A 19737-nucleotide genomic window follows, 5' to 3' on the forward strand; every position below is an offset into this window, starting at 1 on the left:
CCTTCTCCAATAATTAGTAATTTGGCTTCATAGAGATAATCTGTTCCTGCTTCTTTTATTTGTCGGAAATATTCTCTAATTGCTTCTATCCCTTTTTCAGCAATTTCTATTGGTGGAGTTTCTAGGGGATTACGACTTAAATAAAGCGTAGTTAAGTTGGTGAGTTTAGTGATTGAATCCGGTAATGTCGTTAATTGATTACGACTTAAATCAAGGATAGTTAAGTTAGTGAGTTTAGTGATTGAATCCGGTAATTTTGTTAATTTATTACTACTTAAATTTAATACTTCTAGTAGTTCTAATTCCAAAACTTTATTAAGAATTTCAGTTAATTTTTTATCACTGTTGCCAAAAGCATCATTACTTAAATCTAAATTCTTAATTTTTTTGTCCTTAGCTACTTGTATTCTTTCTTGAAAACTTTGTGGTATCTGATTCTGCTTATTTATTTTAGGAGAAGTCATAATTTCATAAAATATTTTTACGCTCACAATAATACCTACAAATATAAATATTGATTTTCCATAACTATTTAGGGTTTGCTTATGGAAGTCTTATAGGTGAGGGTAGGAGACAGGAGAATAGAATTCAGAATTTAGAATTCAGAATTTAGAATTTATCAGAATTTAGAAGAGTTAGATAGAATTCATAATTTATCAGAATTTAGAGGAGTTAGATAGAATTCATAATTTAGAATTTCCTACGGAATGCTCCGCAAACAGAATTCATAATTTATCAGAATTTAGAGGAGTTAGGAGGAAGAAATATCCCTTGATTTTTCTATCCTTATCTACTCAGAATTCTAACTTTTTTAGCCTTTTAGACCGAAAACCTTGCACCTTTTTTCACTCTAAAAATCCTCAAATATTTACAGATAAAGGCTTTGAAAGTTAGTCAGTAGAGCAATAATTATCCATATTGCTCAATCCTCTCCCTAAAAGGGAAAGGTAATTATCCATTATCCATTAATCAACCATGTCTTTTGGTAAGCATTCAGCTATTAGCATTCAGCTATAGCAATGAGCGCTGGTATATTTACAAATTGCAGGAGAGGCCAAATAGCTAAAAGCCTTATATTATCAGCAATTTATTCCCCCAGATGAGCTCTTGCCTCTCTTGGTGCGCATTCCCTCTCTTGGTCGGCATTCCCTTGCGACTGGCGTCGTCGCGGGGTCCGACCGCTTGCGACTGGCGTCGTCGCGGGGTCGCACCGCTGTTGCCTGTTGCCTGCGCACAGCGCTATAATTCCTTCTTCCAAGATAATGACTTAATAACTCATAACTGATAGCTGACTGCTGACCGCTGAATGCTTACGTCTTAATAAAGCGATCCCTTCAAAAGCTTCTATATCTCAAAATCAGTTGAAAACTTAACTTTTACTTATAATTTTTAGTATTTTCCTTTGAATATTTTTAACTTTGTCAGGATTTTATGACAAAAAAGGAGAAAATTTTTCTGATACAGCTAACGAAGTTTCAAGATTTTTAGCCTTTTTCCTCCGTTGTGTGATACTATAAATCGTACAAAAATCCGAGGGTAAATATTGCTGAAGAGAATTTTAACGCTGCAAATACTGATTATTTCGTTCTTTCAGAGACAAATAGTCTTGTTTTCCTCAACTAGAAATGACAAATTTTTCTCTTCTAACTTTTCGGCAGTTTGATAGATTGACAAATTTGTGGTATGAGGGAGAAAAAAGGACGATAATAGCAGATGAGCGATCGCTCCACTCTTATCCAAACACTTTTTTGACTATACTAGACTCGGCAAGGGGTCTCCCGTTATCATCTCCGATTTAATGGCAGGGGAATTGCCGAGAGGAAATTAAATAGGTGTCGATTGATGTTCAACATATTCCTTTAATTGCTCAATAGTTACACCTGGTGCAGCTAGCAACAAAATAAGAACCAGTCTAAAGTAAGGATTTGGTATCAAACCTAGTTAGGTAATCAGCTTATAATCTCCGATTTAACGGGAGAGAACTTCACCAAAAAATTGGGTTTGAAGCCTCCCCCTTCTTGGACGACTTTTTAGTTTTTTTTTCAATCAAAGTGTATCAACTGTGGCGCAAAACACGATCGTGATACCAACGCAGCGACAAATATATTAGTCGCCGGAGGGCATTCGGAGACATTAAACAGATTTGGAGGCAAGCGTAAGACTAGCGTCAAGTTAGCAGGATCCTGTGAAATGTCAACCCACCAAGGAGCTTCGGCTAGGTAGGAATCCCTGTACCTTTTAGGCCGGGGAGGATGTCAAACTGCATATTAAATCAGTAGTCAGAAATATTGATAGAATGACTGAAAATATAGCTTTTGAATAGAATCTGGCAGAGGTAGATTCTGGCAAAAGCTAGAATTAAATATATAGAATTAAAAATCTCATGACTTTGGCCCAAGCACTGGAACAAGAGTGGAAAACCAAACTTCAGGAAGACTACCCAAACCATAGCTCAGATGTCCACAAAAGTATTATTTGCTGGCTATTGGGGAATAATCCTAGTCGCTTAGACGAGCTGACTCCTACTCAAAGGGCAATGGCATCTAAAGGGAGAGAGTTTCTTTATCGAATTCTAAAACAAAGATATTTGGACATTCCGCCAGAGCGAGCTTATCGAAACTTACTGCAACGCTTGAGTGGCCTAGTGATGCTGCGACAAAAAATACGAGCATGGGTAAATACCAGTCGCGATCGCCAACGAAGTGTAATAGATGTCCTACAGGAAGTGATCCAAGAGATGCTCAATAGCGATCGCTACCTACAGCAACAAATGGCCAAAATCAGTGAATGTACAAAAAATCCTAATCTCCGCAACTCTCTATTATTAGCCAGTGTAGAAGAATATTGTATTAGACCGATTCGCAATCAGCCATTACTGGTATATAGATTTGTTAATTATCTACGTCGAACTCAAAGAGGTGGCCTAACTCAAGTACCTGTAAAAGAATGGGTTAAATTAATCTCAGAAGATATTAGTCCTGGTGATACGGAAGACCGAGTGAGTTTGTTGGATGCTGTAGTGACTTCAGGGTATCAAGATACTGAAGAAATGGAGCAACAACATTTACTTCGCTCTAAAGTCCAGGAGGAATTTGAGAAATATTTGGTGGAAAAAGTTGATTCCAAGGCAGCAGAATGGTTAAAGCTTTATCTTCGAGGCAATACTCAAGAGGAAATTGCTCAAGCTTTAGATATGCCTATCAGACAAGTATATAGGTTACGAGAAAAAGTCAGTTATCATGCAATTCGTGTTTTTGCGGTTAAACAACAACCAGAATTAGTAGCTAGTTGGTTAGAAATTTCTCTGAATGAGCATGGCTTAGGTTTGACTTCTCATCAATGGCAAGAATATTGGCAAAATCTTAATCCTCAACAACGTCATTTAATTGAAGGCTTAAAATCAGGTACCAGTTTAGAGGAAATTGCTAAACACTTAAACTTGAGAATTAACCAAGTTGTTAGTGAATGGACTAAACTATACTTATCTGCTCAATCCTTACGAAATAGTTCTTAGCCCCCATCAAGACTAAGATTGTAGCTAGGATAATTTAACCAAGATTATTCAAATATTAATTGAGTCTGTAAATTTTTAGGATAATATAGTGTTAATAAGTAGCGTATCAAATATTTAAGTTTTGAGATACTTGGACTATGTAATTGGCGCATTTAGTGTAATTTTTTTAGAAATCTTTTGCACATGCTAAAACTACACCAATATATATGGTAACTGCTGGATTTTACCATTTTTCTATTAACTCAGCTTCAATAGCTCTAGTGAAGACGGTTGTTGCCTATTGTAATCCCGGTCGTTAAATAGATGATTTCTATTAGTTTCAAACCAACAACTCAATAATGCCCGCATACAACAAAAATAATGGGGAAAAGCAAATGGATCATCCCCATGTATTTGCTCTAATTGATAATATATTACCATTTGAAGCCTGTCTACACTATCAAATTTTACCTCTATCTATAGAGGGGAGCAGAGTCAGACTTGGTGTCGTTGACATTAAAGATTCTTCTGCTACAAATTATGCTCGCCGATTATTATCTTACTTAAATTGTTCGCTGGTAATGGAAGAAATTTCTTCTGAGTTTCAGAGGTCAATATTATCATCTTATTTAAACTATATTGGTCATCAAAAATCTGTAATTTCTAGTTCTTCTCAACCTAAATTACCAAAGAATAATCATAAACAAATTGATAATCATCAATCTACTAAAAAAGAAGAAAATCAGCAACTTTCTGAGCAAAAGAAGACAACAAATCAAGAAATTTTCACTAAAAAAACTCAGGATTCACAACAGCAAAAACTTCAACCTCAAGCTCAAAATTTCTCACAAAATCATTTATGTGATATTTTAGAATTATTACTACCTAAATCTCAACAATCTATCTGTTTAGAAGCTATAGCTAATTTAGAGCCTAAAAAGTTATTAAGAGAATTAATGGTAAGTGTTTTAGAGTCAGGAATTGGTAGACTTTATTTTGAGCAACAAGAATCACAAGGAAAAATTCTTTGGAGTCAAGATGGAGTTCTCAAATTTGTAGTTGAAAACCTAGAACGAGAAAAAATTGAAGGTGTTATTAACGAACTTAAAATTCTGACAAAAATGAGTTCAATTCCCATTAAAAAACCTCGACAAGTAGAGATTGAAAGAATTTATCAAAATAATCATTTACTATTACGTTTGAGAGTGATGCCAGGAGCTTATGGGAAAGAAGCAACACTACAGGTATTAAGAGGAGCTGCTTTAAAATTTTATCAGCAGCAAAAGCTCTACTTATTGAGTCAAGATACATTGAAATTAGGCAAACAATTACAAATTAAAATCAATCAAATTTATTGTCGTCAACATCTAGCTCCATTTCAACTAAATAGCTTGTTAACTTTGCAGAAGTTACTGAATAATGTTGAGCATCAAGTTGAATGTATTATTTCTCAACAAAATAATCAAAATTTATAGATAAGACAGGGAGTAGGGAGTAGGGAGTAGGGAGAAATTTGTTGTAAGCATTTCCTACGGAATGCTGCGCAAACAGCAGTCAGTTATCAGCTTCATTTAAATTACTTTTTTCGTTCATCAAATCCTGAGTAAGCAATTAAGCACAAATATTTGCTTGATTATTTACTCAATCACGGCAGCCATAATTCTCTCCTGACTCCTGACTCCTGACTCCTTCTTCTATACTAGAACAGGCTCTGCTTGTGGCCACCGATTCACTGTTTTGCCAATTATTGACATTTCCTGCATTAACCGATCGAATTTTTCAGGTGTCAGAGATTGAGGGCCGTCAGATAGAGCTTTTGCTGGGTCTGGATGGACTTCAATCATCAGAGAATCTGTCCCTGCTGCAATAGCAGCCATTGCCATTGCCGGTACATATTCAGCCCGACCAGTACCATGACTAGGGTCAATCATAATTGGTAAATGAGTCAGCGATCGCAAAACTGGTATTGCTGAGAGGTCCAAGGTATTACGAGCATACTGACGGTCAAATGTACGAATACCCCGCTCACAGAGAATTACATTTGGATTTCCAGCAGCTAAAATATACTCTGCAGCCATTAACCAGTCTTCAATAGTTGCAGCCATTCCCCGCTTTAAAAGTACAGGTTTGTCTTGGGCACCTACCTTTTTCAACAGAGAGAAGTTTTGCATATTACGGGCACCTACTTGTAGCACATCAGCAACTTCAATCAATTTTGGTAAGTCAGCAGCATCCATTACTTCTGTGATGATACCCAGGCCAGTTTTTTCTTTAGCTGCAGCTAATAGACCTAAAGCACTTTCACCATGTCCCTGAAAAGAGTAAGGAGAGGTACGAGGTTTATAAGCTCCTCCGCGCAAAAACCTAGCACCCGCAGCTTTGACCCGTTGGGCTGTTTCTATAATCATCTCCTCATTTTCTACGGAACAAGGACCTGCAACTACAACTAAGGGGTGATGAATACCGAAAGTTACAGGTCCATCAGGAGTAGATACTACTACTTCACTTGCTTCTCCATGGCGATATTCTAAACTGGCTCGCTTATAAGGACGTTCTACTCGCATTACCTGTTCGATCCAAGGACTTAGTTCTTGTAGTTGTAATGGGTCGAGGTCTGCAGTATCTCCTACTAAACCTATAACAACTTTATAGCGTCCAACAATTTTTTCTGGTGTCAGACCCCAATTAGTTTTAAGGTCATTACAAAGACGGTCTATTTCAGCTTCTGGAGAACCAACTTTTGTTACTATAATCATTTTTTCTTTTGCAATTAAGTTAGATGTGAGTTAAACTACGGTTATTTTGACAATAGCTTGTCAAACTTGACTTTTACTTGTTTCTTAATAAATCCGATATAATTTCCAGCTTCCTCTGTGGAGATGATATTTTCAGGTCTCAATCTATAATTTTTTTAGGAAGGTTAAAATTTACTAGAGACGAGGTTTTCTCATCTCTATAACCTAAGCATTCAGCATTCAGCTATCAGCTATGAGTTATTAACTCATTATTTTGGCAGGAAGAATTAATCTTGAAGAAGAATGAAAAGTCATTAATGAAATTAGTCATCAGTGAACCTTAGTCGTTGCTTAATTCTTTCAAAAGCTGTTTGCGCAGCATGACAAACGGAAATGCTGAATGTTAATAGTTGTTTGCGCAGCATGACAAACGGAAATGCTGACTCTATAACTATTAATCATAGATAGAAATTAGCTTTTTTATTTAGCTTCTTTCCTAGCTTCTTTAACTCGTTGAAAGTTAGTTTTTAGTTCTTGCCAACCAAACAAACTACCTTTTCTATCTTCATCCCAAGAAGCAGAAAAAAGACCATAACTCAAACCAATAACACTTAAACCAAAAAAGCCCATACTAACTAGCAAAACTGCTTGGTTTGGTAGTACTAAAATATCATTTGAAATGATAAAGTAGCTAATAACAAAGGTTAATAAAGACAATATTAGAGGTGTACCAGAGAATAACACCATACGACTTATCATCCGCCGACTAACTACTTCTGGGATAGAACTGTCTTCTTTGAGTTGTTGGCGTTTTTGATTACTAATGTTTTTCGGCTGATTTTTTACATTAGAAGACTTTTGCTCATCTACTGTTTTTGTTTTGGGTGAGGGAGATAATTTCTTACCTTGCTTTTTACGATTTTTAGCAGGTTCAAAAGGTAAAGGTTGACGTGATGGTTCTGAGGACATAAGTCAGCTTCTAACCTCTAATACCAAGGCGAGTAATTAATGTTTTATAACGTTCTTGACTTTGTTTCTGGATATATGATAGTAAGCGCTTACGTTTACCAATCATTTTTAATAGACCTCTTTGGGATGAATAATCTTGCTTATTACTTTTTAAATGAGCGCTTAATTTGCTAATTTTTTCAGTCAGCATGGCTACTTGGACATCTGCTGAACCTGTATCCGTTTCATGGGTTTGGTATTCACCAATAATTTCTTGTTTACGTTGTTGCTTTAGAGCCATATATTTAACTTCTACTGATCTTTCTCAAAATTACTACAATCATTAACTATATCATCATATCTCTGTTCTGGACAATAGACATCTCCGGAAAAGATGGAGTAGGGCAGTAGGTAGGGACGTTGTTGCAACGTCCCTACAGAGTAGGGGGAAAGAATTGATGATTTTTGCGCGATAATTGATTTGATTTTTGATGATCGCCAGATGTCTAATAGAAGAAGATAAAATTTCAATTATCAGTGAGTCTGAATCTCTTACTAGCTGGGTGGGTTTAATTAAGTGTAAAATTTCGTCATTGCGAGGAGAAACAACGAAGCCATCCTCATTACTTTACTAGATATGCTCTGCAAACTTTTCTCCCCTTGGATGCAGTAGTATTACATTTATTTCTGCTGAGCTATTTAGTATGTTCATTTAATATTTTTTTAAAATTTGGTTTAATAGTCCCACCGTGATCAAAAAATAGGTTGTCCTACTCCCATAATGGTTAAAGATACATATTTTTTAATTTCTTCCCACACTCCCCCACACTCCCTTCCTGGAAGGGGTTAGGGGTTAGTCCCCACACACTCTCTACCATTAGCACCACTACCAAATTGTTGAACTGTAACTTTTTCAAAGCTGAGTAAATCGACTCAACCAACTAATAGCTTCCCTAATCCAATCTTCTGCATTTGTATTTTTGGACATTTTAGCATCTTGACTAACAGCTTGCAATGCCTGTATTACCTCTTGACCTGTATATCCCAAAGCTAACAAAGTCATTTCTACTTCCTCTTGAATAGCGGGCAAAACTCCCACAGGTACTGATGTAGTTAAGCCAGCATCATGTCGCCACTCGGCCAATTTATTTTTTAATTCTAAAGCAATACGTTCTGCAGTTTTCGGGCCTACTCCTGGAGTTTTGGCTAAGACACGAGTATTTGCCCCAACAATAGCTTGGACTAAATCTGGTAATTCTAAAGTATTTAACAAAGCGATCGCTAATTGTGTCCCAATACCACTCACACTTACTAACTGGCGAAATAAATCTCTTTCTGCAGAAGTACCAAAACCGTACAATAACATTTGGTCTTCTCGTATTTGTTGGTGAGTAAAAACTTTTATTTCTTCTCCTTGCTGTAAATTTTGAGTTAGCCTTGGCAGAATTTGTAGCTCATAACCTACTTGATTAACTTCTAAAATTAGAGTCACACGAATACCACTACCTTTTTGAACATCAGCCACTTTCCCTTTCAGATAATTAATCATAAAAATTCATTTAAAGTTATTACAAAATGTAAGCATTTCCTGCGGAATGCTGCGCAAACAGCTATTAGCTGTGAGCTGTCAGCTCTCATGAGGGGGTTTTAATGAATATAGACTGTTTCAGCCAGCTTTTATAGCAAGTATAAATTCTGACTCAATTAGTAAAGCTTTTATCTAAAACTCAAAGTAATAGTTGACGGTTGAATGCTTACTACAAAATTACATATTAACAACTGCCGAAACATCATTGAACTTACAAAAGTTTTGACTTAATTAGATATTAATTTTTAGGTAATCATTTAGCTCTTAGCAGTCAGAACTGAGTGCAAATAATCGATAATTCCTTCTAATACCATTTCTCCATAAAGTTGTACTTCATATTAAAGATGGGAATAGTGAGTGTAATAAGGTCCGAGCAACAATTATTAAGCGCATTGTTACAGAGAAATGGTATAAAGTTGAAGGAGCGTACCTTGCCACTAACCTTTAATTCTCTCTCAATTTTTCAATTGCTTTTACCTCCTCCTCTGATCAATAGCTGTTTGCGCAGCATTCCGCAGGAAATGCTTAATTTTTTAGAGCTTTTGATAATACAGAAAAGAGATTAAGATTAAACTGTATCTTATTATTCTAAAAAATCGGATAATTTTCATGTCATTGCCAAAATTGCATCTATCCCAATTATTTCCCAACTTAGACCGACAAATTTTAATTCTGGCAATGGGTAGATTATTATCTCAAACTGGTACAGGTTTTACATTATTTTATGCACCAATCTTTTTTGTAAATCAAGTTGGCTTATCTACAACTTCAGTTGGTATTGCCTTAAGCAGCGCTCAAATTTCTGGCATAATTGCTCGTTTTCTTGGAGGTTCTTTCAGTGACTCTCAATTTTTTGGTCGTCGGATAACTCTATTATTATCATTAATTATTTCGGCACTAGCTTCAATAGTAATGGCAATAGCTAATAATTTTTATATTGTAGCGATCGGTAACTTATTATTAGGATTAGGTACAGGGTTATATTGGCCGGCAATGGAGGCAATTGTGGCAGATTTAGCAGTAGCAACGGAACGCAAAGAGGCTTATGCTGTTACGAGATTAGCAGATAATTTGGGTTTGCAGTTGGGAATTATTTCTGGTGGAATAGTTGTGAATTCTACAGGTGCTTATAGAGCATTATTTATAGTTGATTCTATTTCATTTTTTATTTTTGCAGGAGTTATATATTTAGCGGTTAAAGAAACTTATAAACCAGTTAAATTAAAGCTAAAAATTGAAACAGAGAGGAAAAAAAATACTAATGGCTGGCTATTAGCTATTAGCGATCGGAATCTAATTATTTTTGTGATGGTGAATGTTTTTTTTACTTTCTACATTTCTCAAATACACAGCACAATACCTTTATATTTAAACAATTTTGTTTCCGGCAATTTTTCACCACTAATTATCAGTTATATATTTACAGTACACACTGCTTTGACTGTTATATTTCAATTACCAGTTGCGAGAAAATTACGAAATTTTAGCCATCCTCAAGCATTAATAATTTCAGCAATATTATGGGGGTTAGGATTTCTCGTCATCGGTATTGCTGGAATAATAGAAATAGGTAATATTTTATTGACTACTTTAGCTTTAAGTTTATTTGCTATTGCAATTATTTCTTATACTCCTTCTGCCTCAGCTTTAGTAGCAGATTTAGCACCAGAATCTTTGCGTGGTATTTATTTGGCAATTAATGCTCAGTGTTGGGCAATAGGATATTTAATCGGACCGCTATTAGGAGGATTGGTATTAGATAGAGCAGAAATTGTGATAAAAATATTTTGGTTATCAATGGTAATAACTGTAGGAATTGCTGTTGGTATTTTGCAGTATCTTGACTGCAAATTGATTAGTGAAAATTTGGCTAATACAGAAAGTAATTAATGGTAGAAATATTTCAGTAATCAGAATCAATAATTATTCAGTTATTAATATTCACTGTTGAGTTATTAAATATTTAATCGCACTGCTATTAAGAGTTTTGATATGAGAGCTAACACAAATTGTGGTGAAAATATTTTGGTTAGCAATGGTAATAACTGTAGGAATTGCTGTTGGTCTTTAGTCAAAACTATATTAGGAGGATGAGTATTAGATAAAACACAAGTTGTAGTGAAAATATTTTGGTTAGCAATGGCAATAAGTGTGTAAATTACTGTTGGTATTTTGCAGTATATTTACCCCATATTTATGAGTAAAAATTTGGCTAATGCAGAAAGTAATTAATGGTATAAATACTTCAGCAGTCAGAATCAAGAATTATTCAGTGCAAGAATATTTGTAAGCATTCAGCTATCAGCTTTTGAAAGAAAGAATCAAATAATTACCAAGGTTAACTGAAAGGACTATTTCATTCTTATGTAACTTCTTGAATACTAATTCCTTCTTCCAAGATAATGACTTAATAACTCATAGCTGATAGCTGAAGTCCGCAGTTCCGACCTTATGAAGCTAGCTGACTTCTGAATGCTTGCGAATATTTTTTCGGTCAGAATACGGAGCAAACAAATTTCCCCTTGTTCCCTACTCCCTACTCCCTAAATTTTTTATTGTAGTTATTCAAACAGACATGATATAAAATGTTAGCTGGTTTTGATAAAGTAGCATAAATTTTAACAATTAATATTCTTTGTGAAGCTATAGAATATTTAATCGAAATTCCATTAGCAGGATGAGTATTAGATTCAATATAAATTGTGGTAAAATTTTTTTTAGTCAGGAATGGCAATAAGTGTGGGAATTACTTTTAGTATTTTGCAGTATATTGACCCCAGATTTATGAGTGAAAATTTGGTTATAGAGAAAGTAATGAATGACAGAAATATTTCAGTAGCTAGGATAAAGAATTATTCAGTTATTAATACTTGCTGTTGAGTTATTGAATATCTAATCGGACTACTATTAGGAGTATGGGTATTAGAACGAACACAAATTGTGGTAAAAATCTTTTGGTTATCAATGATAATAACTGTGGAAATTACTGTTGGTATTTTGCAGTATATTGACCTTAGATTGATGAGTGAAAATTTGGTTATAGAGAAAGTAATGAATGACAGAAATATTTCAGTAGCTAGGATAAAGAATTAGTTGATGAGAGATTCAGAACCGCCATCAATTAAAGACGACTAAATTATCATATTTTGTAGGGTATTAAAATTAATTATACTTTTACCGGAATTGCCAGCTAAATTCGCCAGTCGTTCAGAATTAAACTCATAACTCAGAATTATTTCTCGCTCAAAACATCACACTAAACTCAATTTCAATATCTACAATATCTAAATATTACTCAGTGCAAAACAAATACCTTAACTGTAAATTATTTTGGCTCCTGATTGGCAAAAATTAATTATTGAAGTTGATTAAATTCACAAATTTATTAAATTAATCAAGATTTAATGAGACAATAAATTTACTTGAGCGTTGGGACTGAAAAGTTGAATTCAACCCTACTCTCACTATTTAGAATATCAAAGAAGAGAAAATGTTAAAAAAAATTGTGGCCTTATTTTTAGTAGCGATCGCTCTGGTAGTAACAGGTTGTGTTTCTATTGGCGGTGGACTACAAAGCTTCGTGGATACAACTGATGGTTATGAATTCCTTTATCCTAATGGTTGGCTTGAAGTTAAAGTATCTGATGGCCCGGATGTCGTATTCCATGACCTAGTTGAGGCCACTGAGAATGTTAGTGTCGTTATTAGTCCTGTAGTCGGAGACCAAACTTTGGCTGACTTGGGTACTCCGACTGAAGTAGGATATAAACTGAGCAAAAATGCCATTGCACCAGCAGACTCTGGTAGGGAAGCAGAATTAGTAAGTGCAGAAGCACGAGAATATAAAGCTAAAACATATTATCAACTGGAGTATGCTGTTAAATTAGCTGATGGAAGAGATCGTCATAACTTAGCAAGTGTAGGAGTTAGTCGAGGTAAACTTTTTACTATCAATATTTCAACTACTGAAGCACGTTGGCAAAAAGTGCATGATAAGTTTGAGCAAGTAATTAACTCTTTCTCTATATATTAGTGAGAAATTTTTATATTAGTCAGGACTAGCAAATTTTTAAGTTTTCCTATCTTAAAAAATATCATTAAATATAGGCTATAGTCCTGACAAATTATCAATGTTTTATGGAATATTTGTTTACTTGCTTGAAAATATGAAAACTCCAACCTTCATATTAGCTTCATCATCATCAGCAAGACTTCGCTTGTTAGAAACTATTGGTATTCATCCTATAGTTATGCCTAGTAACTTTGATGAATCAAAAGTTAAATTAATAGAACCTCGAAAATTGGTAGAAACATTAGCACAAGCTAAAGCAGAAACAATAGCTAAGTCTCTAATGAAAGAAAACTTATCTGAAACACAATCAAATTTAATTTTAGGATGTGATTCAGTATTAGTTATTGATGACGAAATCTATGGTAAACCAGCTGATAATAAAGAAGCGATCGCTAGATGGCAAAAAATGCGCGGTCAAGTTGGTCAATTGTACACAGGTCATGCTTTAATCGATCTAGTTAAAAATCAAACTATCGTACTTTGTAGAATGACAAAAGTTCATTTTGCTCTGGTTAACGACCGGGAAATAGAAGCTTATGTTGCGACTGGGGAACCTTTAAAATGTGCTGGTTGTTTTGCCATAGAAGGTAAAGGTGGTTTATTTATTGAAAAAATAGAAGGTTGTCATACTAATGTAATTGGTTTAAGTCTACCATTATTGAGAGTTATGCTAAATAGTTTAGGGTATCAAGTTAGCAACTTTTGGTAGGTTATAAAATATCCGATTTTTTAATCTAATAATGTAAGCATTCAGCCGTCAGCTATTAGCTATTAATGTTAGGAATATTCATTAACTGATAATTATCTCTGGTTAAAACCGTTACGGAATTGAATATAAGGAAATATTATTTCTTTTTTCCCTTTAAAAAGTAAATATTAAGAGACTGAATCCTTGCAATATAAGGGTTTTAGGAGTTATAGGTTAATAAAACTTAAATTCCTGAAAGTTAGGTAACATCAGGGTTTTAGTTAAGTTTACAAATTACCTCTAAGACCTGTTGCCTGTTGCCAGATGAGCTGTTGCCTATTCCCTGGGACGTAGAGCTATAATTTTGCAACACATTCACAAGCAAACCTCAAAAATAAAATTTTTTCTTTAATGCCGTTGACAAATTCTTAAATAAGAATTATTCTGATTTACAGCAGTAAAAGCTGATATAGATTGAATTGCTAAGTTACTAAATCATTCTGAGGTTAAGTTATGGTTATTGAGCGTGTTCCTGATGTAGTATTCAAAACCCGTGTCCGTGATGAATCTGTTGAAGGACCTAACCCTTTTCGTTGGCAAGACAAAACTACCCAAGAAATTTTTGGTGGCAAGCGTGTAGTATTATTTGCATTGCCTGGAGCTTTCACACCAACTTGCTCATCTACTCACTTACCTCGATATGAAGAACTATACGATGAATTCAAAGCACAAGGAATAGACGAAATTATTTGTCTATCAGTAAACGATGCTTTCGTAATGTTCCAATGGGGTAAACAGCAAAATGCCAAAAATGTATTCCTATTACCAGATGGCAATGGAGAATTCTCTCGTAAAATGGGAATGTTAGTAGATAAGTCCAATATTGGTTTTGGTATGCGCTCCTGGCGCTATGCAATGGTTGTCAATGACTCTAAAATCGAAAAGATATTTGTTGAAGAAGGTTTTAGCGACAACTATGGTGACGATCCATTCGAGACATCTGACGCAGATACGGTATTAGCCTATCTCAAGGGTACAGAAGCACCAGCAGAAAAACCAGCTCGATTAGAGTTTGTTGGTTAGTTCAGCTATCTATAGATGAAGCTGGAACTGGCAATAATAATACTATATGTAGCAATTAAATGTGATTTTTGAACTGTAGCGTCTAAAACTTAACCTAAACAATAAATTTTTGGCACTACAAGGATATTTTTACATTACATTGCTATATATAGTTTTAACCCCTCTTAAGTAAGTAACGATAACCAAAATATATTCGGCAATTACCGTTTTTTTTACTTCAGTTGATAAATAATTATGAAATTCTTCTCTATTAAAACTAAAATAAAAAAAATTAGATTTTCAACTGATACATTATAGTAATATTTATTTGATTTGAATTGTATTTCCATACTCTCAAGAATGATAGTTGAAACTAGACAAAAAAGAATAGGTATTTTTGATAGTGGAATAGGAGGTATAACTGTTTTGAGAGAGCTATATAGACAGTTACCTAGTGAATCTATTCTTTACTTTGGAGATACAGCAAGATTACCTTATGGTACAAGAACTAGCAAAGAAATTGTACAGTTTGTAGATGAAATTATAGAGTGGTTAATCAAAAGTGGAGTTAAAATGGTGTTGATGGCTTGTAATACCAGTTCAGCTCTTGCTTTAGAAAAAATTAAATCCAAATTTGATATTCCAATTCTAGGATTGATTGTACCAGGGGCAAATTCTGCAGTAGAATTAGGGACAAGAATAGGTGTCATTGCTACCCCTGCAACTGCTGCTAGTAATGCCTATCGTACTGCTATTCTAGAGGCAAATGCTTCTGCTAAAGTGTGGCAAGTAAGCTGTCCCTATTTCGTACCTTTAATAGAGCAAAATCAACTACATAACCCTTATACATATCAGATAGCAGAAGAATATTTGATGCCATTAATACAGCAAAAAATTGACACACTGGTTTATGGTTGTACTCACTATCCCTATTTAGAACCAATATTACGCTCATTTCTACCTAGAAATATTAATTTTGTAGATCCTGCTGTATCTCTAGTGAAAGTAGCTGCTAAAAAGCTAGAAATGATGAATTTACAAAATTATGAGAAAGCAAAACCAACAAAATTCGTAGTTAGCGGTTCTCCTCAAAAATTTGCTGAATTATCATTACAATGGCTTGGTTATAAACCAATTGTACAATCAGTTTCTTTATCTACAGTTCTAGACAAACCTATTTCTATGGCATAGAATTTATGTTGGGGATATAAACAGAAAATTAAATGCTTAATAGAATCAGGACTTACGCAAAATACTCTTTTATATGCTAGTTGTGGTGTAAGATGCGTTGGAACAAAAGTTTTACAGAGTTTTTGTGATTCAATGAAAGTGCCAATCTAGTTTGATAACTTCTCGTAAGCTTTATAGATAGATTATGGCAGTCTTATATCTGAATTGTGAAATATTTTAGGGTTATAGAGAATAGGAAACAGTAGAATTTTTATTAATGTTTTAGATCTATAGCAGTCGTCAAAGTGCTTAGGACATAAAGGAGAAACATAGCGTTGGCGGAGCAAGTGCGGCAGTTATATCCCCTCTATGAGGTGGTCTAATAATTTTATACTTTTCTCTATGCTAACCCCTCTGACAGTTGCTATACTGTTGAATAATTATAAACTTACTTAAAACTTATATAAAATTTATCTAGAAAAATGTCTGAGAGAAAATTTTAGATTTTTATAGAAATACAATTCTATGGTGAGTTAAAAATTATTTCTAAACTTATACCAATTTTATGTAAGGCTGCACAGAATTATGAAATTTATTAACTTGTCTGTCTCGATCTATAGTCAACTCTAATTAAAATATTATTCTATGTAACTTTATATGAATTTGGCATTACCAAATTTGCACAAATGTCAAATATTTTATTAGTTATTTGGTAGCAGAAGCAAGAAGCAAAAAGAAAAAATCTTGCGTTGTCTGAGTTTTAAGGTTTTTATCTTTCCTAACTTTTCTTCGACTACTATAATGTTTAGTACTCAAATTAATCTTAATAGCAGATAATTGATAGTTTATATATAAACTATCAATTATCTGCTGTTTTTTATTTTTTTTATGAATGCAAATTAGTTCTTGAGTTAGCAATACCTTGTTGCCAAGATTTATTTTTTGTGATTTTTGCACCTCTTTGGGCTAATGTTAATAGTAAATATACAGTAAATACATAACCAGTTGCTAGAATGGGAATAATTACAGGAATGTGATTGTAGTTCATGGTTTTATGAGATGGCGAGTAGTATTTAGATGTAAGTATTTCCTAGCTCAAAAGCTAAGGAATTAAAGATTAACTGAGTATTCTTTACTTAGTAATTAATTGAAATCAAGACTAAGAAAAACAATTATCATTTAATTTATTTTCAGAGCAAAATAAATTTATAGACAAAGTCTTGAACTCTTTGTATTCATGCAGATATTTTGATTTTTCAGTTCACATATTTGAACTTTTTTTTAAGTTACCTTGATGTACTTTTAGAGAAGAGGTTATTCAGATTTGAAGTTGTTGATAATTAATGAGTACGATTGGTAAGCTGGAATACTATCAGTTGATCGCAATTATATTACTTAATTAAATCATCTATCGATCTAAAATTTTAGGCTGGAGCTATGTTTTAGTAACTAATAACACATAGATTTTTAGACCCTTAAGTTAACTCAATTTATGCACTTCAGTCATTGGTAAATATATCTCAGACAAACTATGCAGCTATTAAGTTATCTTCAATTATCATTAATTAGTTAGATAGAGTACCTGATAGCTTAATTGATATAACCTGCATGGTAAAAACTTTCAGGTTAATTTGGATCAAATATGATGAAGACTAAATTATATGTATTCCAGCTCAGAAGTTTTTGACTATTCTCTTCACCAATAGGTAACTTTTAACTATTGAGGAATTTTTGGTCTATTTACTTTTTTAATTCAAAATGTAACTATTATCTCTTTTTACTCTAAATAGTTATATTAGATTGAGTCAACCTTTAATAGTGAAAAATTATTCTCTACTATTCCTAGCCAATCTTGATAATTAGGTAAATTGAGAGATAAATCTATAATAAGTCTAGTTCCTTACAGGATTACTCACGATTAACCTATTATAGTTAACAATTTTGAGTACTTGAATTATTAAAGTTGTTACTATTAAACTAACACAGTCAGTACTATTTGTATATAGTATTTTGAGAGTTACTTAACAATTAGATACAATCTACTGTAGAAACCGAGTTTTTTTATACAAAAACAAAAAACAATTTTAAAAATTTCAACTTTACCTATATTAAGGATGGTTGACTTAGAATAAGAATATAATATGTAAAATTTTGTTAACTTGTAGCTTTATTGGCTAATCCATGACCACTTCAACTCTCCTATTTTCACCAGTAGAAGCAGACCTAAAACTGCTAACAGATAACTTAAAACAATTGGTAGGTGCTCGTCACCCAATCCTGTACGCAGCAGCAGAACATCTATTCCGCGTACAGGGAAAGCGAGTGAGACCAGCTATCGTCTTTTTAATTTCACGGACTACCATGCCAAATCAGGAAATTAGTCCTAAACATCGTCGTTTAGCAGAAATCACAGAAATGATCCACACTGCAAGCTTAGTTCACGATGATGTAGTAGACGAATCAGAAATTCGCCGAGGTGTCCCCACCGTTCATAGTTTATTTACCAATCGTGTTGCAGTACTGGCCGGAGATTTTCTTTTTGCTCAATCATCTTGGTATTTGGCCAATTTAGATAATCTAGAAGTAGTTAAACTACTTTCAGAAGTAATTATGGATCTTGCAGAAGGAGAAATTCAGCAAGGACTACATAAATTTGATACTGACTTATCCATAGATGCTTACTTAGAAAAGAGTTACTATAAAACAGCTTCTTTAATTGCTAATAGTTCTAAAGCTGCAGCAACTCTTAGTGGTGTTTCACCAGAACTAGCTCAGGATATGTACTACTATGGCCGATATGTAGGTTTGGCATTTCAGATAGTAGATGACATACTAGATTTTACCAGTGTAACAGAATCTCTAGGAAAACCTGCTTGTTCAGATCTGAAAAGTGGCCACTTGACAGCACCTACATTATATGCCTTAGCAGAAAAGCCAACTTTAGAAAAACTAATCGAAAGAGAATTAGCCCAAGATGGTGATTTAGAAGAGGCAATCCAATTAATTAAAGATAGTCACGGTATTGAAAAATCTCAGGAATTAGCTACTAAATACGCGAAAATGGGTGTTGAACATTTACAATCTTTGCCAGATTGTGATTCTCGTCAAGCTCTGATTAATCTTACTGACTATGTTTTAAGTCGGCTGTATTAGCTTTTAGTATCTTTTAATAATTTAGCTAGGAGTTAATTAATACTAGCAGTAGGATAAAACTTAATAAAGGCAATTCATTGATTTAGACCTATTAATCTTTTTATAGCAATCTAATCTGTCTTCAGATGAGTTTAACTTTGGTATGCTAAATTCGATTTTCTCTGTTTATTTGAGGTAGTTAAATTATTAATTAATATAGCAAGGAACGAGTTGGTTAGTACTTATGTTGATGATGAACCTGAGACAGAGAAAAACTTTTGCCACTGTTCCCTGTTCCCTGTTCCCTGTTCCCTTAATTGTGAGAATATCTCAACATCTTAAGCAATATCTGGAGGAATTTTGCTAGAGTGGGAATGAGAGGATGCCTGATACTGTTGGAGATATATACTTATCAGCTTTTGGACATCCTCTCTTTTAACTTCTGTAGCTGTTGTTAAATTCCCAGGATGCTCAAAAAATACAAGGCTATCTAAAGGTTCAATTGCGATCATTTGGAAAAGTATGTAAACAACTGGAACAGGTTTAGCAACTACATTATCCTCTACAATAGAAGATGAAGCATCTTTTTGAGTAGGAAAAGCGTAAATAACACGTTTTTCTAATTCAGATTTATTACGATGACCAAGAGTAGTCAAAACCCAATTTTGCGCGTCAGTTTGCAAAATATAATACTCTAAATGTTGTAATTGTTGAGCTAAAAGTTTCAAGGCAGGTGTAATTGCTTCAACAACTTCTGCTGTATTGCCATTTTGAGGTGAATTTTTAATGAGTGTTTGGATTTGTTGATCTAAGTCCATAATTTATTATTTAGTCTTTTCAGAAATTGTA

Annotated in this window: 16 protein-coding genes and 1 pseudogene; 10 read left to right on the plus strand and 7 right to left on the minus strand. The window is 33.9% G+C overall.

The window, feature by feature from the left end; translation table 11 throughout:
• Positions 1-464 (minus strand): leucine-rich repeat domain-containing protein (locus F6K27_RS15540; protein ID WP_287300888.1); only part of this gene is annotated, 464 nt, incomplete at its 3' end.
• Positions 465-1625: 1161 nt separating this feature from the next.
• Between F6K27_RS15540 and F6K27_RS15545 the strand changes: the two genes are divergently transcribed.
• From F6K27_RS15545 to F6K27_RS15560, 4 genes and pseudogenes are all read left to right on the plus strand, one after another.
• Positions 1626-1799: a hypothetical protein gene (locus F6K27_RS15545; RefSeq protein ID WP_287284203.1), complete on the plus strand. Its 174-nt coding sequence runs from the start codon at positions 1626-1628 to the stop codon at positions 1797-1799.
• A 253-nt stretch (positions 1800-2052) separates the two neighbouring features.
• Positions 2053-2223 (plus strand): annotated as a pseudogene (locus F6K27_RS15550) (hypothetical protein); the annotation flags it as partial.
• A 160-nt stretch (positions 2224-2383) separates the two neighbouring features.
• Positions 2384-3514 carry a HetZ-related protein 2 gene (locus tag F6K27_RS15555; protein ID WP_124144294.1) on the plus strand — a complete coding sequence of 377 codons (1131 nt, stop codon included), beginning with the start codon at positions 2384-2386 and terminating at the stop codon, positions 3512-3514.
• 338 nt (positions 3515-3852) lie between these two features.
• On the plus strand, positions 3853-4968 hold the full coding sequence (locus tag F6K27_RS15560; protein ID WP_287275556.1) for a hypothetical protein: 1116 nt from the start codon (positions 3853-3855) through the stop codon (positions 4966-4968).
• 219 nt (positions 4969-5187) lie between these two features.
• On the opposite strand, the gene aroF is transcribed toward F6K27_RS15560, so the two are convergent.
• From aroF to ruvA, 4 genes are all read right to left on the minus strand, one after another.
• The gene (gene aroF / locus F6K27_RS15565) at positions 5188-6249 is read right to left on the minus strand and encodes a 3-deoxy-7-phosphoheptulonate synthase (protein WP_287275558.1); all 1062 of its coding nucleotides are present in this window, start codon (positions 6247-6249) and stop codon (positions 5188-5190) included.
• Positions 6250-6708: 459 nt separating this feature from the next.
• Positions 6709-7197: a PAM68 family protein gene (locus tag F6K27_RS15570; protein ID WP_124144297.1), complete on the minus strand. Its 489-nt coding sequence runs from the start codon at positions 7195-7197 to the stop codon at positions 6709-6711.
• 10 nt (positions 7198-7207) lie between these two features.
• Positions 7208-7477, minus strand: coding sequence for a 30S ribosomal protein S15 (gene rpsO / locus F6K27_RS15575; RefSeq protein WP_124144298.1), 270 nt, complete (start codon positions 7475-7477; stop codon positions 7208-7210).
• 612 nt (positions 7478-8089) lie between these two features.
• A complete protein-coding gene (gene ruvA, locus F6K27_RS15580) occupies positions 8090-8725 on the minus strand; it encodes a Holliday junction branch migration protein RuvA (protein WP_287275560.1) in 636 nt (211 codons plus the stop codon).
• 648 nt (positions 8726-9373) lie between these two features.
• On the opposite strand from ruvA, the gene F6K27_RS15585 reads away from it, so the two are divergent.
• From F6K27_RS15585 to murI, 5 genes are all read left to right on the plus strand, one after another.
• On the plus strand, positions 9374-10654 hold the full coding sequence (locus F6K27_RS15585) for an MFS transporter (RefSeq protein ID WP_287275562.1): 1281 nt from the start codon (positions 9374-9376) through the stop codon (positions 10652-10654).
• A 1600-nt stretch (positions 10655-12254) separates the two neighbouring features.
• Positions 12255-12797 (plus strand): photosystem II reaction center PsbP, encoded by a 543-nt coding sequence (gene psbP / locus F6K27_RS15590; protein ID WP_287275564.1) that lies wholly within the window; start codon positions 12255-12257, stop codon positions 12795-12797.
• Between the two features lie 133 nt (positions 12798-12930).
• A complete protein-coding gene (locus tag F6K27_RS15595) occupies positions 12931-13545 on the plus strand; it encodes a nucleoside triphosphate pyrophosphatase (RefSeq protein WP_287275566.1) in 615 nt (204 codons plus the stop codon).
• 492 nt (positions 13546-14037) lie between these two features.
• Positions 14038-14607, plus strand: a complete 570-nt coding sequence (locus tag F6K27_RS15600) for a peroxiredoxin (protein WP_287275568.1) — start codon at positions 14038-14040, stop codon at positions 14605-14607.
• Positions 14608-14946: 339 nt separating this feature from the next.
• Positions 14947-15777: a glutamate racemase gene (murI, locus tag F6K27_RS15605; protein ID WP_287275570.1), complete on the plus strand. Its 831-nt coding sequence runs from the start codon at positions 14947-14949 to the stop codon at positions 15775-15777.
• 865 nt (positions 15778-16642) lie between these two features.
• On the opposite strand, the gene F6K27_RS15610 is transcribed toward murI, so the two are convergent.
• The gene (locus F6K27_RS15610) at positions 16643-16804 is read right to left on the minus strand and encodes a hypothetical protein (RefSeq protein ID WP_287275572.1); all 162 of its coding nucleotides are present in this window, start codon (positions 16802-16804) and stop codon (positions 16643-16645) included.
• 1133 nt (positions 16805-17937) lie between these two features.
• On the opposite strand from F6K27_RS15610, the gene sds reads away from it, so the two are divergent.
• Positions 17938-18909: a solanesyl diphosphate synthase gene (gene sds / locus F6K27_RS15615; RefSeq protein ID WP_124147028.1), complete on the plus strand. Its 972-nt coding sequence runs from the start codon at positions 17938-17940 to the stop codon at positions 18907-18909.
• A gap of 317 nt (positions 18910-19226) precedes the next feature.
• Here sds and F6K27_RS15620 read toward each other — a convergent pair whose 3' ends face one another.
• Positions 19227-19706, minus strand: coding sequence for a hypothetical protein (locus tag F6K27_RS15620; RefSeq protein ID WP_287275574.1), 480 nt, complete (start codon positions 19704-19706; stop codon positions 19227-19229).
• Positions 19707-19737: the final 31 nt, after the last annotated feature.

It is taken from the genome of Okeania sp. SIO2F5, assembly GCF_010692685.1.
GTDB lineage: Bacteria > Cyanobacteriota > Cyanobacteriia > Cyanobacteriales > Microcoleaceae > Okeania > Okeania hirsuta.